General features: G+C 74.6%; 20 protein-coding genes. 15 read left to right on the top strand and 5 right to left on the bottom strand.

Translation table 11 applies throughout. The features are described from left to right. The first annotated feature begins 86 nt into the window (after nucleotides 1–86). Nucleotides 87–833 carry a Fic family protein gene (locus GA0070610_RS25625; RefSeq protein ID WP_089002405.1) on the top strand — a complete coding sequence of 249 codons (747 nt, stop codon included), beginning with the start codon at nucleotides 87–89 and terminating at the stop codon, nucleotides 831–833. A gap of 104 nt (nucleotides 834–937) precedes the next feature. On the opposite strand, the gene GA0070610_RS25620 is transcribed toward GA0070610_RS25625, so the two are convergent. Continuing rightward, a complete protein-coding gene (locus GA0070610_RS25620) occupies nucleotides 938–1,744 on the bottom strand; it encodes an HAD family hydrolase (RefSeq protein WP_089002404.1) in 807 nt (268 codons plus the stop codon). Nucleotides 1,745–2,676: 932 nt separating this feature from the next. Then, entirely contained in the window at nucleotides 2,677–3,057 is a 381-nt protein-coding gene (locus tag GA0070610_RS25610; RefSeq protein ID WP_089002403.1) for a VOC family protein, read from the bottom strand. 238 nt (nucleotides 3,058–3,295) lie between these two features. Here GA0070610_RS25610 and ssd point away from each other — a divergent pair, with 238 nt between their 5' ends. From ssd to GA0070610_RS32010, 7 genes are all read left to right on the top strand, one after another. Next, the gene (gene ssd / locus GA0070610_RS25605) at nucleotides 3,296–4,399 is read left to right on the top strand and encodes a septum site-determining protein Ssd (RefSeq protein WP_089003740.1); all 1,104 of its coding nucleotides are present in this window, start codon (nucleotides 3,296–3,298) and stop codon (nucleotides 4,397–4,399) included. Then, the gene (locus GA0070610_RS25600; protein ID WP_089002402.1) at nucleotides 4,396–5,607 is read left to right on the top strand and encodes a TadA family conjugal transfer-associated ATPase; all 1,212 of its coding nucleotides are present in this window, start codon (nucleotides 4,396–4,398) and stop codon (nucleotides 5,605–5,607) included. Before ssd ends, GA0070610_RS25600 begins: the two co-directional genes overlap by 4 nt. Beyond that, the gene (locus GA0070610_RS31825; RefSeq protein WP_331716482.1) at nucleotides 5,604–6,926 is read left to right on the top strand and encodes a hypothetical protein; all 1,323 of its coding nucleotides are present in this window, start codon (nucleotides 5,604–5,606) and stop codon (nucleotides 6,924–6,926) included. Before GA0070610_RS25600 ends, GA0070610_RS31825 begins: the two co-directional genes overlap by 4 nt. After that, nucleotides 6,926–7,714: a type II secretion system F family protein gene (locus GA0070610_RS25590; RefSeq protein WP_089002401.1), complete on the top strand. Its 789-nt coding sequence runs from the start codon at nucleotides 6,926–6,928 to the stop codon at nucleotides 7,712–7,714. The genes GA0070610_RS31825 and GA0070610_RS25590 overlap by 1 nt, the downstream gene beginning before the upstream one ends. A 63-nt stretch (nucleotides 7,715–7,777) precedes the next feature. Further along, nucleotides 7,778–7,906 (top strand): DUF4244 domain-containing protein, encoded by a 129-nt coding sequence (locus tag GA0070610_RS25585; RefSeq protein WP_208418639.1) that lies wholly within the window; start codon nucleotides 7,778–7,780, stop codon nucleotides 7,904–7,906. Beyond that, nucleotides 7,903–8,364 (top strand): TadE family type IV pilus minor pilin, encoded by a 462-nt coding sequence (locus GA0070610_RS25580; RefSeq protein WP_231925811.1) that lies wholly within the window; start codon nucleotides 7,903–7,905, stop codon nucleotides 8,362–8,364. The genes GA0070610_RS25585 and GA0070610_RS25580 overlap by 4 nt, the downstream gene beginning before the upstream one ends. Then, nucleotides 8,361–8,861, top strand: coding sequence for an Rv3654c family TadE-like protein (locus GA0070610_RS32010; RefSeq protein ID WP_089002400.1), 501 nt, complete (start codon nucleotides 8,361–8,363; stop codon nucleotides 8,859–8,861). The genes GA0070610_RS25580 and GA0070610_RS32010 overlap by 4 nt, the downstream gene beginning before the upstream one ends. 65 nt (nucleotides 8,862–8,926) lie before the next feature. Here GA0070610_RS32010 and GA0070610_RS25570 read toward each other — a convergent pair whose 3' ends face one another. The 3 genes from GA0070610_RS25570 to GA0070610_RS25560 all read right to left on the bottom strand — a co-directional run bounded on the left by GA0070610_RS25570 (nucleotide 8,927) and on the right by GA0070610_RS25560 (nucleotide 12,833). After that, complete coding sequence (locus GA0070610_RS25570; RefSeq protein WP_089002399.1) at nucleotides 8,927–9,505, bottom strand: LURP-one-related/scramblase family protein; 579 nt, start codon at nucleotides 9,503–9,505, stop codon at nucleotides 8,927–8,929. Between the two features lie 451 nt (nucleotides 9,506–9,956). Then, nucleotides 9,957–10,163: a hypothetical protein gene (locus tag GA0070610_RS25565; protein ID WP_089002398.1), complete on the bottom strand. Its 207-nt coding sequence runs from the start codon at nucleotides 10,161–10,163 to the stop codon at nucleotides 9,957–9,959. 99 nt (nucleotides 10,164–10,262) lie between these two features. Further along, nucleotides 10,263–12,833 carry a DEAD/DEAH box helicase gene (locus tag GA0070610_RS25560; protein WP_392567272.1) on the bottom strand — a complete coding sequence of 857 codons (2,571 nt, stop codon included), beginning with the start codon at nucleotides 12,831–12,833 and terminating at the stop codon, nucleotides 10,263–10,265. A 142-nt stretch (nucleotides 12,834–12,975) separates the two neighbouring features. Between GA0070610_RS25560 and GA0070610_RS25555 the strand changes: the two genes are divergently transcribed. From GA0070610_RS25555 to GA0070610_RS25525, 7 genes are all read left to right on the top strand, one after another. Further along, nucleotides 12,976–13,332, top strand: coding sequence for an STAS domain-containing protein (locus GA0070610_RS25555; protein ID WP_089002397.1), 357 nt, complete (start codon nucleotides 12,976–12,978; stop codon nucleotides 13,330–13,332). Beyond that, the gene (locus GA0070610_RS25550) at nucleotides 13,332–13,766 is read left to right on the top strand and encodes an ATP-binding protein (protein WP_089002396.1); all 435 of its coding nucleotides are present in this window, start codon (nucleotides 13,332–13,334) and stop codon (nucleotides 13,764–13,766) included. The genes GA0070610_RS25555 and GA0070610_RS25550 overlap by 1 nt, the downstream gene beginning before the upstream one ends. 344 nt (nucleotides 13,767–14,110) lie before the next feature. Further along, nucleotides 14,111–16,465 (top strand): sodium-translocating pyrophosphatase, encoded by a 2,355-nt coding sequence (locus GA0070610_RS25545; RefSeq protein WP_089002395.1) that lies wholly within the window; start codon nucleotides 14,111–14,113, stop codon nucleotides 16,463–16,465. 112 nt (nucleotides 16,466–16,577) lie between these two features. Continuing rightward, a complete protein-coding gene (locus GA0070610_RS25540; protein ID WP_089002394.1) occupies nucleotides 16,578–17,120 on the top strand; it encodes a hypothetical protein in 543 nt (180 codons plus the stop codon). Next, nucleotides 17,111–17,821: a hypothetical protein gene (locus GA0070610_RS25535; RefSeq protein ID WP_172896594.1), complete on the top strand. Its 711-nt coding sequence runs from the start codon at nucleotides 17,111–17,113 to the stop codon at nucleotides 17,819–17,821. Before GA0070610_RS25540 ends, GA0070610_RS25535 begins: the two co-directional genes overlap by 10 nt. A 343-nt stretch (nucleotides 17,822–18,164) precedes the next feature. Continuing rightward, on the top strand, nucleotides 18,165–21,005 hold the full coding sequence (topA, locus tag GA0070610_RS25530; protein WP_089002393.1) for a type I DNA topoisomerase: 2,841 nt from the start codon (nucleotides 18,165–18,167) through the stop codon (nucleotides 21,003–21,005). A gap of 140 nt (nucleotides 21,006–21,145) precedes the next feature. After that, a complete protein-coding gene (locus tag GA0070610_RS25525; RefSeq protein WP_231925810.1) occupies nucleotides 21,146–22,108 on the top strand; it encodes a DUF559 domain-containing protein in 963 nt (320 codons plus the stop codon). The last annotated feature ends 83 nt before the right edge of the window (nucleotides 22,109–22,191 follow it).

Genomic DNA, 22,191 nt, shown 5'->3' with positions numbered 1-22,191 from the left:
TCGCCGGCCGACCGGCCGCGGGTGGCGGTGGTCGCTTCCGGGCGGCTCGCCGGCGGGTCGCGCCGGGCAGTCGATAGCGTGACGGGGTGACCGCTGACCCGCTCGCCCCGCTGCTCGCGCTCGCCGACATCGCCTCCGCCGTCGAGCGGGCCCGCGAGCGGTTCGACCAGGCCCTGGGGCACCGCGCGCTGCGCCGCCACGGCGGCCAGGTCGCGGCCGAGGTCAGCCTCCGGTCCGCGGTGGCCAGCGCCGCCCTGGAGGGGTACGCCCGCGAGCGCGAGGCGGTACGCGCCGGAACCGTGACCGAGCCGGTGGTGCAGGGCGCGCTGCGGGTCGCCGGGGCGCTGCCCGGGCTGTCTGAACTCTGGCCGAAGGCGCCCCGGCAGGCGCTGGCCCGGCTGCACGTGCTCGCCGCCCGCGACGTCGTCGGCGAGGCCGAGCTGGGCCGGCCGGTGGCGGACCCGGTCGTCGCCGCCCGGCTGGACGCGCTGGCCGGGCTCGTCGCCGGTGGCACGAAGGTCTCGCCGCTGGTGCTGGCCGCCGTCGTGCACGGCGAGCTGCTGAACCTGCGCCCCTTCGCCGGGCCGTCCGGGGTGGTGGCCCGGGGCGCCGCCCGGCTGGTGCTGCTGTCCAGCGGGCTCGACCCGCGGGGCCTGCTCGCCGTGGACGTGGGTCACCACGAGCGCGAGCCCGAGTACGTCGGCTCGGCCGGCGCCTTCGCCACCGGCACCCCGGACGGCCTGCGCTCCTGGCTGCGCCACTACATGGCGGCGGTGGAGGTGGGCGCCGACCAGCTCACCGCCATCGGCGACGAGGTCCTCGCGGCGGCCTGAGCCGGCCCGTCCCCGCGTTGTCGTCGGCGCCGTCCTCGCGGCTCGGGCGGTCGCGCGCGGTCCTCGGGCTGGGCCGGGCGCCGTTCTCGTGGCGCGGGCGGGGCTCAGGCGGGCGCGGGGGCGGTGCGGGTGCGGCGGTGGCGGCCGTACCAGGCGATGCCGATGGCCACGCCGACGCCCACGCCCAGCGCCGCGGCGGCGACCGGGACGGCCGGGCGCTCGCGCAGCCGCCGCCCCAGCGGGATCGGGTGCCGGAACTCCAGCACCGGCCAGGAGTTCTCGACCGCCAGCCGGCGCAGCTGCCGGTCCGGGTTGACCACCGACGGGTGGCCGACGCACTCCAGCAGCGGCCGATCGCTGTACGAGTCGGAGTAGGCGTACGAGTCGGCCAGGTCGTAGCCGCGCTCGGCGGCCAGCTCGCCGACCGCGTCGACCTTGCTCGGGCCGGCGGCGTAGAACTCGACCTCGCCGCTGTAGCGGCCGTCGACCACGCCCATCCGGGTGGCGATCACGTCGGTGATCCCGAGCAGCACACCGATCGGTCGGACCATCTCCTCGCCGGAGGCGGAGACCAGGACGACGTCCCGCCCGGCGGCCTGGTGCTCCTCGATCAAAGCGGCGGCCTCGGCGTACACGTAAGGGTTGATCAGCTCGTGCAGCGTCTCCGCGACGATCTGGCGGACCTGTTCCACCTGCCAGCCCTTGCAGAGCGCGGCGAGGTAGTCCCTGGTCCTGGCCATGGTCTGCTCGTCGGTGCCGCCCAGCCGGAACATCAGCTGCGCGTACGCCGACTTGACCACGTCACGCCGGGTGATCAGGCCGTCCCGGTAGAACGGCCGACCGAACGCCAGGGCGCTCGACTTGGCGATGACGGTCTTGTCCAGATCGAAGAAAGCGGCACTTCGGCCCACGGCGCGAAAGTCTAGCCGGATGGTCTATGGTCGGCGGGTGCCCGGGGCCCGGCGACCCCTCGGACCTGCGGGCCGGCCCCCACCCACCCTCGCGCATAGTGACGATGGTCACACTCTGCGAACATTATTTCGCAGGGAGTGGAGGCGACACCACTCGACGTATACAGGTCCGCTCAGGCAGACTTGACGACGCGACGAGTGTTCACATCTCGTACAACAGGCAGACCCTCGGCGGTTGCACCCCCCGTGACCGCCGAGTGGGTTCGGCTCGACCCCCCCGGAGCCGAACCTTCGACGACCCCCGTCTCCCCCCGACGGGGGTCGTCCCTTTCCCCTTGGAGCGCTTCTACCCAGGCCGCAGGTCGTCTCAATCCCCATGGAGGCCGCTCTCCGGAGGCGGATTCTCGGCCGGAGGCAGCAGAGAGGCCGTAGGCCACCAGGACCCGGGCGGCGTAGTCGTCCGGGGTGTGCGTATAACGATTGAGCGTCGTTGACGCCTGCTCGTGGCCCATGACCCGCTGCACCAGGTTGATCGGGACGCCGTTGGTGGCCAGGTAGCGTAGGCGTGTCTCAGATCGTGGAACCGCATTCCGCCGACAGCCTTCGGCGCCACGCAGACGATTGCTTCCCGCTCGGTGATGAACTCGGCGGACCACTCGACACCATCCCGGTCCGGCCAGCGGGGCGGGACCGATGCGGGCCGGGGCTGACGACCTGGCCGAGCAGCCCGGAACGCACCAGCGAGGGCAGCCAGAGCACGCCGGCTCTGGCCTACCACCACTTCGGGTACCACCTCAGCCCGATGCCCGCTGCGACGTAGAGCGCCCAGCCGAGGAAAGCCGACAACCTGCGAAGGCGGGCGTAACGATGCCCGGCATCTGCTCGTCGACGGGCCGGCTCGCCGGGCGGCTCTCGGTGTGCTGGCACAGGTGTCACGGCCAGGTCCGGGCCTCCGCGTCGAAGACCTCCGGCGGGCTTTCCACGGGCAGGACGCAGACCAGATGCCCACCGGGTACGCGCAGCACCCGGCACTCCTGCCACTGCGCCACCCGGGTGGCACCGAGGGCGACCAGGCGGGCGGTCTCGGCCTCGACGTCGTCGGTCTCGAAGTCGAGGTGGAAACGGGGCTCGTCGTCGACCGCCTGCACGGCGATGACCAGCCCGGGCAGGGCGTCATGCAGGCCGATGAACTGCGGATACGACGGGTCGGACTCGGTTGGGACACCCAGGGCTCCCGACCAGAAGGACACCGCCCGGGCAGCCTCGGCACGAGGGGTGTCGATCAGGACGGCGTACACGCGACTGCGATGCATGCAGCGCAGACTATCGATCCGTACGGCCCGCATGGAGCCCGCGCCGCCGGCGCGGTAGCCGGGGTGATTCCGGACCGGGCGGGCGCGTGCGGCCCGCCGGAGTCCATAGCAGATCGACTCGCCCGGCGGGCGTTGTCCACAGGGCGCGCGGTTGTCCACAGGCTGTGGGTACAGGGCGGCGACCGGGGTGGCACTGGAGCAGGGTCTCGGTCAGCAACCCCGACCGCTGGAGGCCGCGATGCCACCCCGTACCTCCGTCCCGCCGCACCGGCCCCTGCCGCTGCTCGTCACCTCGGACGGCGACCTGCTCGACGACCTGCTCCGACTCGCCGCGGCGGGCGGCGTCGAGGTGGAACTCGCCGCCGACCCCGCCGCGGCCCGCACCCGCTGGCTGCCTGCCCCGCTCGTGCTGGTCGGCGCCGACCAGGCCCAGCCCTGCCTGCGGGCGCGGTTGCCGCAGCGGCTCCGGATGGTGCTGGTCGGCCGGTCCGGAGAGCTCGACCCCGGCTGGCAGGTTGCCGAGCTGATCGGCGCGGAGCACGTGGCGACGCTGCCGGCCGCCGAGCCCTGGCTGGTCGACCGGTTCGCCGAGTGTGGGCCGGAGGGCGTCGAGCGGGGCGGCGCCCGGATCGTCGCCGTCCTGGGCGGGCGGGGCGGTGCCGGCGCGAGCATCCTGGCGGGCGGGCTCGCCGTCACCGCCGCCCGGGCCCGGCTGCGCACCCTGCTCGTCGACGCCGACCCGCTTGGCGGCGGGCTCGACCTGGTGCTTGGCTGGGAGCAGCTGGAGGGGCTGCGCTGGCCGGCGCTGACCGGCGCCGACGGCCGGGTGGACGCGCCGGCGCTGGTGCGGGCCCTGCCGAGCCGGGGCGACCTGGTGGTGCTCTCCTGGGACCGGGGCGACCTGCTCGCCCTTCCCGCCCAGGCGATGGCCGCGACCGTCGACGCCGCCCGGCGGGGCCGGGACTTCGTGGTGGTGGACCTGCCTCGGCAGTTGGACGACGCGGCCGTTACCGCGTTGCAGGCGGCGGACCAGGTCTACGTGGTGGTCCCGGCCGAGCTGCGGGCCACCGCCGCTGCGGCCCGGGTGGTGGCCGCCGCCGCTCCGCACTGCGCCGCGATGTCGGTGATCGTGCGCGGTCCGGCACCGGGCCGCCTCGGCGCGGCGGAGGTGGCCCGGGCGCTCGCGCTGCCGCTGGCCGGCACGCTGCGCCCGGAACCCGCGCTGACCCGTGGGCTGGAGCGGGGCGAGGCACCCGCCGCGCACGGTCGGGGGCCGCTGGCCGCGCTCTGCCAGCGGATCGTCGCGGAGCTGACCGGTGCGCCGGCGGCGGGTGCGGCATGACCGGGCCGTCCGAGGGCGAGACCCTGGCCGCACGGGTGCGACAGCGCATCGCGGCCGCCGCGGCCCCGGTCACCCCCGCCGCGATCGTGTCGGCCGTACGGGCGGAGCCCACCGCCGCCGTCCTCGGCGACACCGCCGTGCTGCGGATGGCCGACCAGGTGCACGACGACCTGGTGGGAGCCGGGCCGCTCGCCCCGCTGCTGGCCGACCCGGAGGTCACCGACGTGCTGGTCAACGGCGTGCGGGTCTGGGTGGACCGGGGGCGGGGCCTGCACCAGGTCGCGGTGCCGCTCGGCACGGTCGACGACGTACGCCGACTCGCGCAACGGCTCACCGCCAGCGCCGGCCGGCGGCTCGACGACGGCTCCCCGTACGCGGACGCCCGGCTTCCCGACGGCACCCGGCTGCATGCCGTGCTGCCGCCCGTGGCGACCGACGGGCCCTACCTGTCCCTGCGGACCTTCCGGCAGCGGCCATTCACCCTCGACGAGTTGGTGAGCCAGGGGACGGTTCCCCGCCCGGTGGCGCCGGTGCTCTCCGCCGTGGTGGCGGCCCGGCTGGCGTACCTGGTGACCGGCGGCACCGGCTCGGGCAAGACGACCCTGCTGAACACGCTGCTCGGGCTGGTCCCGGGCACCGAGCGGATCGTGCTGGTGGAGGACGCGGCCGAGCTGCACCCCCGGCACCCGCACGTCGTCGGATTGCAGGCGAGGACGGCCAACGTGGAGGGCTCCGGCGCGGTCGGGCTCACCGACCTGGTGCGGCAGGCCCTGCGGATGCGGCCCGACCGGCTGGTCGTCGGCGAGTGCCGGGGCGGGGAGGTGGTCGACCTGCTCGCCGCCCTGAACACCGGCCACGACGGAGGTGCCGGCACCCTGCACGCCAACACCCCGTCGGACGTGCCGGCGCGGCTGGAGGCGCTCGGGATGCTCGGCGGGCTGCCCCGCCCGGCGCTCCACGCCCAGGTGGCGGCCGCGCTCCAGGTGCTGCTCCAGGTGCGCCGTGGTGCCGAGGGGCGGGTGCTGGAGTCGGTCTGCCTGCTCCTGCCGGAGGGCCCGGACCGGCTGGTCACGGCGGTTCCCGCCTGGGTACGCGGGCGTGGGCCCGACCTCGCCGCACCGGCGCTCGCCGAGCTGCTGCGGGAGCGGGGTGTACCGGTGCCGCCGGTCCTGACCGAGCCGTGGCCCGGATCGGCGGGACCGAAGTGACCGCCCCGTACGCGCTGGTGGCGCTGCTGCCCGCGCTCGCCGCGGCGGTGCTGGTGGCCGGGGTGGTGCGTGGCGGTCGCAACCGGCGGGGCGTGTTGGCCGTCGGCGGGGGAAGCGCGGGCGCCGGCACCGAGGACCCGCTCGTCGCCTGGGTCACCGAGCTGCGCCGGACACCCGATCAGGGCGCGGAGACCGCTGCGGCGGCGCGCACGGCCGGAGGCGTCGTTCGTCCGCGTGCCGCCGACCGGCGGAACCCGTACGACGAACCTCCGGTCCGTCCGGGGCAGCCTCCGAGCGTTCCGGCCGGCGGCACCCTCCGAGGTGTGCGCGAGGCGGAAGGCGGGGCGCGGTGGGCGTCGTGGGACGCGGTCGACCGGTCGCCGTGGCCCTGGCCGGCCGGAGACGACCGTGGCGCGACGGGATCGACCAGACCCGGGGGCGGCGGCCCCGATCGGCTGCGGCCACCGGCCCGGCGGGATGCCCGACGCCCCGGCGGGACGCCCGCCCCGCCAGCTGCCTCGTCTCGCCGGCCCGGCGCGGCGACCGGTCCGCCCGGCGAGGAACGGCGACCGGCGTGGCTGCGGTCGTACGCGTCGACGGCGTCGCGGGGGCGCGTCCTGCTGCTCGCCGCGGCGGCCGGCACCGGGGTGGGCCTGCTGCTGGCCGGTCCGGTCGCGGCGGTGGCCGTCGGCGCCTACGGCACGCTGGCCGCCCGCGCGCTCCTCCGACGCAGGGAGGGCCGGTACGCCGTCCGGGCCCGGCGGCGCCGGCTGGACCAGCTCTGCGGGCTGGCCGCCGACCTCCGGGCCGGCCTGCCGGTGCCGGTCGCCGCCGAGCGGCTCACCTCGGGGGACGGCGGAATCCCGGGCAGGCGTGGGACCACGGGCGGGGGCGGAACCACGGGCGACGGTGGCAGTCCGGGCGGGGGCGGAACCGCAGGCGGCGACGCGGCCGGCCGCGACGAGCGGGGCCGGCCGGGACGCCTGGACCACCTGGCCCGCGCCGCCGTACGTCTCGCCGACCAGACGGGCGCGCCGCTGGCGGAGTTGCTGGAGCGGATCGAGGCGGACGCCCGGTCGGCGGACCGTGGACTGGCCGCGGCGGAGGCGCAGGCGGCCGGGGCGCGTGCCACCGCCCTGCTGCTCGCCGCCCTGCCGCTCGGCGGCATCGGGCTCGGCTACGGCATCGGCGTCGATCCGGTGGCGGTCCTGCTGCACACCCCCGTCGGTGGCGCGTGCGCGGTCGTCGCCATCGCGCTCCAGGTCGCGGGGCTGTTCTGGGCCGAACGGCTCGGCGCGACGCCGGGACGGGCGAGCTGATGCCCCGGCTGACGCTGGTGGTGGGCCTCGTGGTGGCGGTGGCCCTGCTCGCCGCGACGCTCGCGGCGGGCCGGCGGCCCCTGCGCCGGCTGCGCGCCCTGCGCAGGGCACCCGTCGGCGTCCACCCGGCAGCGCCGCCCCGCCTACCTGCCGGGCCCGGTGACGCCGCGACCGATGGCGCCCGTCCCCGGCGGCGGCCGGACGCCATCCGGGTCGCCTCCGGCCTGGGCGGTGTGGCGGTGGTGGTCGTCGTCGGCGGCTGGCCCGGGGTGGTGGCGGCCCTGCCGACGACGCTGCTGCTCGACCGGTTGCTCCGTCGCATCGAGCCCCCGGCCGTACGGAACCGGCGGCTGCGGGAGGCGGCCGACCTGCCGCTCGCCGCCGACCTGCTGGCGGCGGCGATGCGCGCGGGGGCGCCCGTGGACAGGTCGGTCCTGGCCGTGGCGGGGGCGCTGGACGGGCCGCTCGCCGACCGACTCGCCCGGGTCGGCCGGTTGCTGCGGCTCGGCGGCGGCCCCGAGGAGGCGTGGGCGCCGCTCGCGGCGGTGCCGGGAGCCGACCGGCTGACGGCCGCCGTGCTGCGTAGCGCCAACAGCGGAGCCGCGCTGGCCGGCGCGCTGACCCGACTCGCCGACGACCTGCGCGCCGACCGGGCCACCGCCGCGGAGGCGGCCGCGCGCCGGGCCGGTGTGCTCATCGTCCTGCCGTTGGGGCTCTGCTTCCTGCCGGCCTTCATTCTCGCCGGCTTGGTGCCGGTGATCGTCGCCGTCCTCGGCGACGTGCTCTGACCACCTTCGAGAAAGGACCAGAACGTGCGCAAACTGCTCGCCCGCCTGCGCGGGGACGCCGGAATGAACACCGCGGAGTACGCCGTCGGCACCCTGGCCGCGGTCGCCTTCGCCGGGATCCTGCTGAAGGTGCTGACCTCGGGCAACGTGCAGTCCGCGTTGACCGCCGTCATCGACCGGGCACTCAAGTGAACCGGCGCCGGCCGGCCGGCCGTGACCGGGGTTCCTTCACGGCCGAACTGGCGGCCGGCCTGCCGGCGCTCCTGCTGCTCCTGCTCGCCGGGCTGTCGGCGGTCAACGCCGTCGGCACGAGGGCGGGCTGCCTGCACGCGGCCCGGGAGGCGGCGCTGGCCGCCTCCCGGGGCGCCGACGGGGCGGCCGCAGCCAGCCGAGCGACCCCGCCGGGAGCGGAGGTGACCGTCACCGTCGATGGCCAGCGGGTCGTCGCCACCGTCCGGGCGCCCGTACGCGCGCTCGGCTCCCGGCTGCCCCGCATCTCCGTGACCGCCACGGCGGTGGCAGCCATCGAACCCGGCGTCGCGGAGTCCGCCGGCAGACCTGTCCGGTCGACCACCCCAGGGGCGTCGGCGCCGCCCGGTGTCGCGGAGTCCGCCACGTCGGTCGCCGAGCCGGCGGAGAGCGGGCCGTGACCGGGCGGCCCAGGGGTGCCGGCCGCCGGTGCCGCGCAGGTCGCGACGCCGACCGTCGAGCCGGGGGAGGGCGGGCGGTCACCGGGCGGGGCAGGGGCGCCGGTCACCGGCGCGGCGGCTCGGCGCAAGCGCGGGAGGAAGGGGCGCGGCCTACCGGAGATCGTGGTGGGGCGACCGTCTGCCTGCTCGCCGTGGGGCTGGCGTTCGTCGTGGTCGGGTTGTTCGGCGCGGCCGTCGGTGCGGCCCGCACGGCCCGGCAGCAGGCCCGGGTGGCGGCGGACTTCGGCGCGCTCGCCGGTGCCGGTCAGGCCCTCCTGGGTGAGTCGGCGGCCTGCGGTCGGGCCGCCGAGATCGCCGGCGCCAACGGTGGGCGGCTGTTGGCCTGTCGGCTCGACGGCCTGGACCTCCTGGTGACCGCCGAGGTCGCCGTCACCCCGCTGCCCGGCCTGGCGCGGGTGGCGACGGCGAGCGCCCGCGCCGGCCCCGTCCGTGGCTGAGCGGCAGGCGGGTACGGACACGACCGGGCCGGGGCGACGGCAGTCGGCACCCCGACCCGGGCGGGTCAGCGCCCCTGGAGGGCGTCGAGGGCGACGGCCATCGCGATCACGAGGCGGCGGTCGACCTGCGGGTTGTGGATCTGTACGACGTACCGGTCGCGCAGGCCCCACTGCTTGATGACGGAGAAGACCGGCTGACCGCCGGCGACGAAGTCGAAGTGGTAAGGCAGCCAGGACAGCGAGTCGACGAACCGGCGCAGCAGCGCCACCGGCATGCTGCGCTCCTGGCCGGTGACCTGCGGCAGGCCGGGCTGCTCGACGTGCCAGGTGGACCGCAGCAGGGACTGGGCGAAGTCCTTGCGGAACAGGCCGATCGGGTTGCCGGCGTGGTCGGTCACGTCGTACGTGGCGCCGATGTCGAGGCGCTGGCGGGCCTTGAACCCGAGCAGGGGCTGCTGCTTCGAGTCGTCGGTGTAGATCGTCACCTGCTCCTTGAAGGCGAGCCGCTTCTGCTGGGCGAACGCCAGCAGCCCGCCTTCGGAGCCGTCCGGTGCGACGGCGTGGACCTCGTACTGGTTGACCATCATCCGGAGCCGCTGCCGGATGTGGAACTGCTGCTGGGCCTGCAGGTTGTCGAGTTGCATGGGTTCTCCTTCGAGGGGTCGCCGGAGTGTCGCACAGCTTCAACCGCGCCGCCGCCGACAGGTCACGCGGCCCTCCCCGCAGGTCACGCGCCCGCCCGACCGAAGTTCGGCGCGCCGGGCCCCACCCACCGCCGCCGCTACCGCTCCCGCCACAAGGCTGCCGCCCCCGAAGGGAGTGCCCGAAGCCGTCCCCGCCCGGCCACCGGCTGCCCCGACCACCCCCGCTACCCGGGCGGTGCCACCCCCCGCCCGCGCAAGCCGCCCCGCCTGCGCAAGCCGCCCCGCCTGCGCAAGCCGCCCCGCCTGCGCAAGCCGCCCCGCCTGCGCAAGCCGCCCCGCCTGCGCAAGCCGCCCCGCCTGCGCAATCCGTCCCGAGCCCGGCGGGCGGTCTCGTCGGGCTGCTCGGTGCGCTGCTGCTGGCGGGGCCCTCGCTGATCCGGGACGGCCGGGTTCATCGGCCCCCGTCGACGGTCGCCTTGAGCGCCCACGCGTTGAGGACCTGGTGGATGCTGCGCAGCCGCTCGTTGATCTGTTCCAGGCGTTCGGCCTGCGCCAGGCTGGCTAGCGCGGTGCCCAAGGCGATCTGCTGGTCGGGAGTGAGCTTCTCCTGGTTGATCGTGTAGAGCAGGTCGACGGTCTCGGCGATGGTGTCGGCCACGACTCCTCCTTCGACGGCGAGGACGGCAAGGACGGCTATGGATCCGCGAGCACCGGTGGAAGCGCTCCCATGCCTTCAGTTGCCCCGAGCGAAGGGGTTCTATGCCTGCTTTCCACCACCCGGGACGGCAACGTCCCCCGAGCCCGCCTCCGCGAGCCGGGACGGGCCGCCCGGATCGCGCTGAGCACCCGGGCCGCTCGGCGCGCCGGGGACGGTGTCGTCGTCCGGAGCGGCGCGTCCCGCCGGAACCGGAGGGTCGCCCGGCCGGCCCTCGGACGGGCCGGGGGCCGGTACGCCGTCGGGCAGGTTGGCGAGTACCACCTCCAGCACCCGGACGGCGTCCGGCTTGGAGAGCGGGTTGTTGCCGTTGCCGCACTTCGGGGACTGCACGCAGGACGGGCAGCCCGTCTCGCAGCCACACTCCGCGATCGCGTCCCGGGTGGCGCGCAGCCAGGCGGCCGCCGTCCCGTACGCGCGCTCGGCGAAGCCGGCCCCACCCGGGTGCCCGTCGTAGACGAAGACGGTCGGGGCCTCGGTGTCCGGGTGCAGAGCCGTGGAGAGCCCGCCGATGTCCCAGCGGTCGCAGGTCGCGGTGAGCGGCAGCAGGCCGATCGCGGCGTGCTCGGCGGCGTGCAGTGCGCCCGGTACGTCGGCGGGCTCCACGCCGGCGGCCGTCAGCGACTGCGGCGACAGGGTGAACCAGACCGCGACGGTACGCAGCTCCCGGGCCGGCAGGTCCAGCGGACGGGTGTCGATGACCTCGCCGGTGGCGATCCGCCGCCGCTGGTACGACACCACCTGGCTGGTCACGTCGACCTCGCCGAGGAAGAGCCCGACGGGACCGGCGTCCACGTACGAGCGCACGTTCACCACCGACAGCGAGGTGACGTCGCGGGCGTGGGTGGACCAGTCCGGCTCCTCGGGGTGCACCAGCGCGCACCCGTCGGCCAGGTCGAGCGAGTCCACCACGTACGAGACGCCCTGGTGCAGGTAGACCGCGCCGGGGTGGAGCAGGAAGTGCGAGGAGCCGCCGTCGACGGTGCCGAGCAGCCGCCCGGTCGCCGCCTCGACCACGCAGACCGGCACGCCGCCCTCGCCGCGCAGGTCGACCTCGGGCCGTTCCCGGTGCCGCCAGTACCAGCCGGTCGGCCGCTGCCGCAGTGCCCCGGCCGCCACCAGCTGGTCCACCGCCTCCTTCGCCCCGTCGCCGAAGAGTGCCAGGTCGTCGGGGGTCAGCGGCGCCTCGGCCGCCGCGCAGGCGAGCTGCGGGGCCAGCACGTACGGGTTGGCCGGGTCGAGCACGGTGGCCTCCACCGGGCGCCCGAAGACCGCCTCGGGGTGGTGCACGAGGTAGGTGTCGAGCGGGTCGTCCCGGGCGACCAGCACGGCGAGCGCCTCCTGCCCGGAGCGCCCCGCCCGGCCGGCCTGCTGCCACAGCGAGGCGCGGGTCCCCGGGTACCCGCAGATGAGCACCGCGTCGAGGCCCACCAGGTCGACGCCCAGCTCCAGCGCGTTGGTCGAGGCCAGCCCGAGCAGGTCGCCGTGCAGCAGTGCGCGTTCCAGTTCGCGCCGCTCCTCGCGCAGGTAGCCGGCCCGGTAGGCGGCCACCCGGTCGCCGAGCCCCGGTACCGCCTCGTCGAGGGCGCGACGGGCGTTCGCCGCGACCACCTCGGCGCCGCGCCGGGAACGCACGAAGGCGAGCGTGCGTACGCCCTCGGCGACCGCGTCGGCGAGCAGGTCGGCCGTCTCCCGCAGGGCCGAGCGGCGGACCTGGGTGAGGTCCGCCTGCTGGTCGGCGGCGGAGTCCGGCGGCGGCAGCAGCGGCGGTTCCCAGAGCGCGAACGTCACCCCGCCGCGCGGCGAGGTGTCCTCGGTGACGGCGGCGACGGGCAGCCCGGTGAGCCGCCCGGCCGCCGTCGCCGGGTCGCCGGAGGTGGCCGAGGCCAGCACGAAGACGGGCGTGCTGCGGAACCGGGCACACTGCCGGCGCAGCCGGCGCAGCACGTGCGCGACGTGCGAGCCGAAGACGCCGCGGTAGGTGTGGCACTCGTCGATCACGACGTACGTGAGCCGGCGCAGGAAGCCGGACCACTGGGCGTGCCCGGGCAGGATGCCGTGGTGCAGCATGTCCGGGTTCGTCAGCACGAACCGGGAGTGCTTGCGGATCCACTCCCGCTCGGCGCGTGGGGTGTCGCCGTCGTAGCAGGCCGGGCGTACGCCCTCCAGCTCCAGCGCGGCGACGGCGCGCAACTGGTCGGCGGCGAGCGCCTTCGTCGGCGCCAGGTAGAGCACGGTGGCCCGGGGGTCGGCGAGCAGGGTGGCCAGCGCGGGAAGCTGGTAGGCCAGGGACTTGCCGGACGCCGTGCCGGTGGCCACCACCACGTGCCGGCCGTCGTACGCCTGGGTGGCCGCCTCGGCCTGGTGCCGCCAGGGCGCGACCACGCCGCGGCGGGCGAACGCCGCGCGCAGTTCCTCGGGCGCCCAGTCCGGCCATCCGGCGGGCTCGCCGGCCCGTGCCGGCACCCGCTCGACGTGGGTGACCGGGTCGGCGCCGGTGCGGGCGCGCAGCCTGCCCAGCAGGTCGGCCGGCGTTCGCCCGAGCCCGCCACCTGCGACTACGGTGGCTGCGGACGACGGCCCCGGGTTGCGGCGCGCCGGGTCGGAGGTCACGTCCTGCACTCTCGCACTGGTGTTCGGAGATGGAATACGGGGGGCCGGGGTATGGGGAGGCCTCCGCCGGTGAGCAGAGCCGGTCTCCGGCGGGGATGGTTAGATGCCCAGGAGAGTTTACGGCTCTTGCGAGGGAGGACCGATGGAGCTGTCGCTGACGACCCGCACCGTGGGCGAGCACACGGTGCTCGAGGTCGGCGGTGAGGTGGACGTCTACACCGCGCCGCGGCTGCGGGAACGGCTCCTCGAGCTGATCGACGGCGGGGCCCGCCACGTCGTGGTCGACCTGGGCCGGGTCGACTTCCTGGACTCCACCGGGTTGGGCGTGCTGGTCGGCGCGCTCAAGCGGCTGCGCGCGGCCGGCGGCTCGTTCGCGCTGGTCTGCGACAAGGAGCCGCTGCTCAAGATCTTCCGGATCACGGCGCTCGACCAGGTCTTCCCGCTGCATCCCACGGTCGACGCGGCGATCGGCGCCGGCCCGGCCGGCACCGGCGTCTGATGGCCACCGTCAAGCTCTCCTTCTCGCCGGCCCCGGTGCACGTGCGCACCGCGCGCCTGGTCGGGGTGGCGGTCGCCCGGCGGGCCGGGGTCCGCGAGGAGCTGCTCGACGAGGTACGGCTGGCCATCGGCGAGGCGTGCACGCGCGCGGTCGCCCTGCACCGCCAGTACGGCGTGCCCGAGCCCGTGCTCGTGGAGATGTCCGACTCGGGGGTGTACGCGGTGCGCGTCGTCGACCGCGCGCCGATCGAGGCGGGTCTCGGCCTGGCCGCGCTGAACGCCGACCAGCTCGCCAACGAGTCGCTCAACGAGGACGACCTGACCACCGGCGTCGGCTTCGCCCTGCTGGCCGGTTTCGTCGAGGATCTCCAGGTCCGCCCGGTCGAGGAGGGCGTCGGCACCGAGGTGCGGATGGTCTGGCCCGTCGGCCGTTGAGCTGATCTTCCACCGCCCTCGTCGAGGGCGTCGTACGCCGTGAGAGGCCGTGTCCCGCCGGGGCGCGGCCTCTCTGGCATGGATGGACTCCTATATCAGATTTTTCCTCATAACACAGCGACGAAGATCATCGGCCCGGGGTGCCCCCTCGGTGTGACCTCCAACACTGTGGAGGGCTACAGTACGCGGGTTGTCAGCAAGTGATCCATCCCGCAGCCAGCGGGAACGGTTGTTCATCGCTGGTCCGCCCGGGGTGGGGTGGCGCGCGCTTGCGACTCCGCATCCAGGCGCCGGGCGGTGCGTCTCCACCGGCCGGCGCGAGCGTTCGGTACAGGAGGACACAGATGTCCGACACCTTGGCCGCCGAGGGCGGCGGGATCTCCCTCACCGGAAACAACGTCACGTACGTCGTCATCGCCGCGGTCATCGCGCTGGTGGCGCTCGCCTTCGCCGGCGCGCTGACGAAGGCCGTGCTGGCCGCCGGCAAGGGCACCAACAAAATGCAGGAGATCTCCGGCGCGGTCCAGGAGGGCGCCTCGGCCTATCTGCTGCGGCAGTTCCGGACCCTGGCGATCTTCGTGGTCGTCGCCGTGGTGCTGCTCTTCCTGCTGCCGGTGCACGACACCGACGGCAGCGAGACGGCGGTGAAGATCGGCCGGTCCGTCTTCTTCGTCGTGGGCGCGCTGTTCAGCGCGTTCATCGGCGGCGCGGGCATGTGGCTGGCCACCCGGGCCAACCTGCGGGTGGCCGCCGCCGCCCGGGAGCGCGAGGGCGGCCGGGAAGCCGCGATGAAGATCGCCTTCCGTACGGGTGGCGTGGTCGGCTTCCTCACCGTCGGCCTCGGCCTCTTCGGCGCCGCGCTGGTCGTGCTGTTCTACCGCAGCGACGCGCCGACCGTGCTGGAGGGCTTCGGCTTCGGCGCCGCGCTGCTCGCCATGTTCATGCGGGTCGGCGGCGGCATCTTCACCAAGGCCGCCGACGTCGGCGCCGACCTGGTCGGCAAGGTCGAGCAGGGCATCCCCGAGGACGACCCGCGCAACGCCGCGACCATCGCCGACAACGTGGGCGACAACGTGGGTGACTGCGCCGGCATGGCCGCCGACCTCTTCGAGTCGTACGCGGTCACCCTGGTCGCCGCGCTGATCCTCGGCCGCGCCGCGTTCGGCGAGCAGGGCCTGGTCTTCCCGCTGATCGTCTCCACCATCGGCGTGCTCATCGCGATCGTCGGCGTCTTCATCACCCGGCTGCGCGCCTCCGACCGCAACGGCCTGACCGCGATCAACCGGGCCTTCTACATCTCGGCGGTGCTCTCCGCGGTGCTCGTGGCGATCGCCACGTGGGCGTACCTGCCGGCCACCTTCGCCGAGCTGGAGGGCGGGCTGACCGACGTCAGCGAGAACCCGCGGGTGGTCGCCATCGGCGCGGTCGTCATCGGCATCGTGCTGGCGGCGGCGATCCAGGCGCTGACCGGCTACTTCACCGAGACCAACCGGCGCCCGGTGCAGGACATCGGCAAGAGCTCGCAGACCGGCGCCGCCACCGTCATCCTCGCCGGCATCAGCGTCGGCCTGGAGTCGGCGGTCTACTCGGCGCTGCTGATCGGCGCCGGCGTGTTCGGCGCGTTCCTGCTCGGCGGCAGCTCCATCACGCTCTCGCTGTTCGCCGTGGCGCTGGCCGGCACCGGCCTGCTGACCACGGTCGGCGTGATCGTCGCGATGGACACCTTCGGCCCGATCTCCGACAACGCCCAGGGCGTGGCGGAGATGTCCGGCGACATCGACGAGCACGGCGCCCGGACACTCACCGAGCTGGACGCGGTCGGCAACACCACCAAGGCGATCACCAAGGGCATCGCGATCGCCACGGCGGTGCTCGCCGCGACGGCGCTGTTCGGCTCGTACACCGACACGCTGCGCAGCGCGTACTCCGACGCGGGGGTGGGCGACGTCGGCGCCGAGATCCTCAACTCGCTGAACGTGGCGAACCCGCGCAACCTGGTCGGCCTGATCATCGGCGCCGCGGTGGTGTTCCTCTTCTCCGGCCTGGCCATCAACGCGGTCTCCCGCTCGGCCGGCGCGGTCGTGATGGAGGTACGCCGCCAGTTCCGCGAACTGCCCGGCATCATGGACGGCACCCAACGCCCCGAGTACGGCAAGGTCGTCGACATCTGCACCCGGGACGCGCAGCGCGAGCTGATCACCCCCGGGCTGCTCGCCATCCTCGCGCCGATCGCGGTGGGCTTCGGCCTCGGGCCGGGCGCGCTGGCGGCGTACCTGGCCGGTGCGATCGGCGCCGGCACGCTGATGGCGGTCTTCCTGTCCAACTCCGGCGGCGCCTGGGACAACGCCAAGAAGCTCGTCGAGGACGGCGCGTACGGCGGCAAGGGCTCCGAGTCGCACGCCGCCACGGTCATCGGCGACACCGTCGGCGACCCGTTCAAGGACACCGCCGGTCCGGCGATCAACCCGCTGATCAAGGTGATGAACCTGGTCTCGCTGCTGATCGCGCCGGCCGTGGTGGCCTGGAGCGTGGGCGACGAGCGGAACACCGCCCTGCGGGTGGGGATCGCCGTGGTGGCGACGCTGATCATCGTCGCGGCGGTGGTGTTCAGCAAGCGCAAGGGCGTGGCGATGTCCGACTCCGACTCGGGCTCGGGCGCGGGCAGCCCCGGCCAGCGGCCGGAAACGGTCAACGCCTGATCCGTCCGGTGTCCCGGTCCCCGGTCGGCCCGCGTGGCCGGCCGGGGACCGCCCGTCCGCCCGGCAAACCTGTCCGGTGCCGCGACTCGACAGAGGCCGTACGCTGCAACGCATGCGCACGTGCCGGGCGGCAGCCGCCGGAAAGCTCACGGTGGTCCTGGCCACGCTCGTACTCGTGCTCGCCGGCTGCGGCGGCGGCCCCAGCCCGCGGGCGTGGGCGGCGTCGGTCTGCTCCGCGCTCACCCCGTGGCGGGCCGAGATCAGCAAGTTGACCAGCAGCACCGACCAGCAGATGACCGCCCAGACCACCCCGGCGCAGGCGAAGGAGAACCTGGTGCGGCTCTTCGGGGGCGCCGAGCAGGCCAGCGAGACCGCCCGACGCAAGGTCGAGGAGGCCGGCGTCCCGGAGGCCGAGCAGGGCGAGGAGGTCTCCGCCGGCTTCCGCACGTCGCTGGCCAAGATGCGTGACGCGTACGGCAGGGCCCGCGACACCATCGACGGGCTCGGCACCGGCCAGCCCACCGTCTTCTACGACGGCGTCCGCGCCGCCGTGGACACCCTGAACAAGGAGTACGACGCCAGCGCGCTCGACACCAGCCGGCTCAACTCCGAGGAGTTGAAACGCGCCTTCGACGAGGTGCCGGAGTGTCGCTGAGCGGGACCGGTGACCCGGCGGGCGGCGAGGCGCTGCCCGTGCTCTTCCCGGCCCCCGCGGAGCGGGTCGCGCCGGCCGCCCGCCGTACCGCCGCACCCCCGCCGGCCGACGCCGACGGCTCCGCCCGGCAGCTGACCTTCTTCGGCGCGGAGGCGGCGGACCCGTCCCTCGCCGACCTCGCCGGGCTGCTGGCCGGCCCGGGCGAGGTGGTCCGGATGGGCGGCACGGCCCGGCTCTCGGTCGTGGTCGACGCCGCCTGGCGGGTGCACGTGCTCATCGCCGAGCTGGCGCTGCGCGGGGTGGCGGCCACCTGGGAGGCGACCGCCGACGGCCGGCACGCGGTGCGCACCTCGTACGCGCGCACCCTCAAGCCGCTCGCGGTGGCCTGGCTGCGCGGCACCGGCAAGCGACCGCCCGCCGGCCTCCACCTCAACGGGCGGCGGCTGCGGATCTGGCTCGCCGCGGCCGGGGCCGCCGAGCCGTCCGGCTTCCTGCTCGGGCTCGGCGCCGACGACGAGGAGTGCTGGGGGCCGGTCGGCGGGGCGCTCGACGCGGTCGGCCTCTCCGGGGCGCTGCTCGGGCCCGGCGAGGGCGGGCCGGCGTACCGGATCACCGGCCGCCGGCGGCTCGCCCGCCTGGCCGAGCTGGTCGGCGACCCGCCGCCCACCGCCCCCGCGACGGAGTGGCCGGCCCGCTCCTGACCGCCCGGCGGCGCCCGCCCTGTCGAGCCGGTCGCGCCTGTCCGATGCGGGACAGCAAGTGCGCAATTTCGCAGAAAACGGCCGGGTGACGCCTCGGCCGAGGGTCCGCCATCGTCACAGTGTCCCGCCCGACGGCACACGCACGGTGTACGGTGGCGCCGTCCGGCACGCCCAGCCGCCGGTGGATCGAAGAGGCCGCCCCACGGGACGGTTTGCCGCCCGCGAAACCCGAAACGCGGGCGGCGCGTTACGTTGGACATCCGGACCGCCGGGGGTCGGCGGGCCGAATGCGGCCCGAACCGGGCGCCGGTGGCTACGAGCAGGAGTGAGGTCGGGGAGAGACGTGCCGAGCAAAGCTGGAACCACCCGTCTGGTCATCGTCGAGTCACCGGCGAAGGCCAAGACGATCTCGGGCTATCTCGGCCCGGGGTACGTCGTGGAGGCCAGCTTCGGCCACGTCCGGGACCTCCCGCGCAACGCCGCCGACGTGCCGGCGAAGTACAAGGGCGAGCCCTGGGCCCGTCTCGGGGTGGACGTCGACAACGGTTTCCACGCCCTCTACGTGGTCTCCGCCGACCGCAGGCAGCAGATCAGCAAGCTGGTGAAGCTCGCCAAGGAGGTCGACGAGATCTTCCTGGCGACGGATGAGGACCGCGAGGGCGAGGCGATCGCCTGGCACCTGGTGGAGACCCTCAAGCCCAAGGTGCCGGTCAAGCGGATGGTCTTCCACGAGATCACCAAGCCGGCCATCCAGGCCGCGGTGGCCAACCCCCGCGAGATCGACCGGGACCTGGTCGACGCCCAGGAGGCCCGGCGCATCCTCGACCGCCTCTACGGCTACGAGGTCTCACCCGTGCTGTGGAAGAAGGTCATGCCGAAGCTCTCGGCGGGCCGGGTGCAGTCCGTGGCGACCCGGATCGTGGTGGAGCGCGAGCGGCAGCGGATGGCCTTCCGCACGGCGGAATACTGGGACATCCTGGCCACGCTGGCCGTCGCGAACGCCGGTGAGGGGCCGCGCACCTTCAACGCCACCCTGGTCGCGCTGAACGGTGACCGGATCGCCACCGGCAAGGACTTCGAGCCGACCACCGGCCGGGTGAAGGCCGGCGCCGGCGTCGTGCACCTCGACTCCGGCGGCGCCCGGGGGCTCGCGGCCCGCCTGGAGGGCCGGCCGTTCACCGTCACCCGGGTCGAAGAGAAGCCCTACCGCCGCCGCCCGTACGCGCCGTTCATCACCTCCACCCTCCAGCAGGAGGCGGCCCGCAAGCTGCGGTTCTCGTCGCAGCAGACGATGCGCACCGCGCAGCGCCTCTACGAGAACGGCTACATCACCTACATGCGTACCGACTCGGTGAACCTGTCGGAGACCGCCATCGCGGCGGCCCGCCGGCAGATCGTCGAGCTGTACGGCGAGCGCAGCGTGCCGCCGGAGCCGCGCCGCTACACCGGCAAGGTGAAGAACGCGCAGGAGGCGCACGAGGCGATCCGCCCGGCGGGGGACAACTTCCGCACCCCGGGCGACGTGGCCAAGGAGCTGTCGGCCGAGGAGTTCAAGCTCTACGAGCTGATCTGGCGGCGCACCATCGCCTCGCAGATGACCGACGCCGTCGGCTCCAGCGTCTCGGTGCGCATCCGCGCCGTCTCCTCCGCCCAGGAGGAGGCCGACTTCGGCGCGACCGGCAAGACCATCACCGACCCGGGCTTCCTGCGGGCGTACGTCGAGTCCAGCGACGACGAGAACGCCGAGGCCGAGGACGCCGAGCGCCGCCTGCCCAACCTGGTCAAGGACCAGCCGCTCACCGCCGACGAGCTGGCCGCGCAGGGCCACCACACCCAGCCGCCGTCGCGCTACACGGAGGCGTCGCTGGTCAAGGCACTGGAGGAGCTGGGCATCGGCCGCCCGTCGACGTACGCGTCGATCATGCAGACCATCCAGGACCGCGGCTACGTGACCAAGCGCGGCCAGGCGATGATCCCGACCTTCCTGGCGTTCGCGGTGATCGGCCTGCTGGAGCGGCACTACCCGCGCCTGATCGACTACGACTTCACCGCCAGCATGGAGAACGAGCTGGACGAGATCGCCGGTGGTGACCACGCTGCCGTCGACTTCCTCACCGCGTTCTACTTCGGCAGCGCCAACGGTGCCGGCGACCAGGACATCGCCCGCTCGGGCGGGCTGAAGAAGCTGGTCACCGAGAACCTCAACGAGATCGACGCGCGCAGCGTCAACTCGATCCCGCTCTTCACCGACGACGAGGGCCGCGAGGTCGTCGTGCGGGTGGGCCGCTACGGGCCGTACCTCCAGCGGGCGGTGCCGGGCGAGCAGCAGGCGCCGGCCGCCGAGGGCGAGGAGGGCGGCGGCCAGGGCGACCGGGCGCCGATCCCCGAGGGGCTGGCGCCCGACGAGCTGACCCCCGAGAAGGTGCACGAGCTGTTCCTCGGCGGCGGGGGCGAGCGCAAGCTCGGCGACGACCCGGCCACCGGCGAGCCGATCCTGCTCAAGTCGGGCCGCTTCGGCCCCTACGTGGCCAGCGGCGAGCGCAAGTCGTCGCTGCTGCGTTCGCAGTCGCCGGACTCGCTGACCTTCGACGAGGCGCTGAAGCTGCTCAGCCTGCCCCGGGTGGTCGGTTTGGCCCCGGACGGCGCCGAGGTGCTCGCCAACAACGGCCGCTACGGCCCGTACGTCAAGCGCGGCGACGAGTTCCGCTCGCTGGACTCCGAAGAGAAGATGTTCACCGTCACGCTGGACGAGGCGCTGGCCCTGCTGGCCGCCCCGAAGGCCCGCCAGCGTCGGGCCGCCGCGCCGCCCCTGCGGGAGATGGGCGTCGACCCGCTGACGGAGAAGCCGCTGGTCATCAAGGACGGCCGCTTCGGCCCGTACGTGACCGACGGCGAGACCAACGCGTCGCTGCGGCGCGGCCAGACCCCGGAGGCGCTGAGCATCGAGGAGGCCTCCGAGATGCTCGCCGAGAAGCGGGCGAAGGGGCCGGCGCCGAAGAAGACCGCCGCGAAGAAGGCACCCGCGAAGAAGGCGCCGGCCAAGAAGGCCACGGCGGCGAAGAAGACGGCCGCGGCGACCAAGTCGACGGCCGCGAAGAAGACCACGACGGCCAAGGCCACCACGGCGAAGAAGGCCCCAGCCAAGAAGGCGGCCCCCCGGAAGGCCACCACCAGCCCCGACTGACCGCCCACCGCTAGCCGGCAACTGCTGCCGCAACAGATCTTGGCAGGTCCCGGCCCTTGGAAGGGCCACCGCCTGCCAAGATCTCTTGCCTTGTCCACAGGGGCAGCGCGCGGCGGTGCCGCGTGGGCAGGGTGGAGGGCGTGATAGCCCGCTTCACACCATCCCTGGCGGCGCTGGGCCGGGCGGTGCCCGGCGACGACGCCGACGAATTGACCTGGTTGCTCTTCCGGCAGGACGAGGTGATCAGCCTCGACCAGGCGCTTCGACACCTGACCCACAAGGCGATCCGGCACCGGGTGACCAGCGGACGGTGGCGACACGTTCACCGTGCCGTCTTCGTCGCCCACAGCGGGCCGATCGGCCCCGCACAGCTTCGGTGGATCGCGGTGCTGGCCGCCGGGCCGGGCGCGATGCTCGGTGGGCTCACGGCCGCCCAGGCGGGAGGCCTACGCGGCTTTCCCGATTTGGCGGTCCATCTCCTGTTGCCGGCTGGCCGGCGGCGGGAGCTGCCGCAACGAGTGGTGGCACACCGGACGACCCATCTGCCGGAGCGAGACGTGCTCGCCGTCGGGCAGCCACGTCGGACGATGCCCGCCCGGTCGGTCGTGGACGCGGCGCAGTGGGCGCGTACCGACGCGGAGGCCCGGGCGATCGTCGCGGCAGGCTTCCAGCAACGGATCGTGTCCGAGGAGGACCTGCGCGAGGTCCTCGACCGGATGCCACGGCTGCGTCGCCGGAAACTGATCCTGAGCGTCGCCACGGACGCGGGCGGCGGGGCGCACTCCCTGGCCGAGTTGGACTTCCTGACCCTGACCCGCCGTGCCGGACTGCCCGAACCCACTCGACAGAAGATGAGGTACGACGCCACGGGCCGGCGCCGCTACCTCGACGCGTACTTCGAGGAGTGGAAGGTGCACGTCGAGATCGACGGCGGACAGCATCTCGACCCGCGTGCGGCCTGGGCCGACATGCGCCGCCAGAACGACCTGTGGGCCGAAGGGGATCGCGTCCTCCGATTCCCTTCCTGGGCCCTCCGCGCCCACCCGGCCGAGGTCATGGCCCAACTTCGTACGGCACTGCGCAGAGCGGGCTGGTCCGGCTGACCCCGCAACGAGATCTTGGAAGCTACCGGCCCGTCTGAGGGCCGCTTCCTGCCAAGATCTCGCCGCTCCCCAACGGCGCCGCT

This window comes from Micromonospora echinofusca (genome assembly GCF_900091445.1).
In the GTDB taxonomy this organism is placed as follows: Bacteria; Actinomycetota; Actinomycetes; order Mycobacteriales; family Micromonosporaceae; genus Micromonospora; species Micromonospora echinofusca.
The sequence above is the reverse complement of the archived record's forward strand: the minus strand, read 5'-3'. Positions and strand labels throughout refer to the sequence as shown.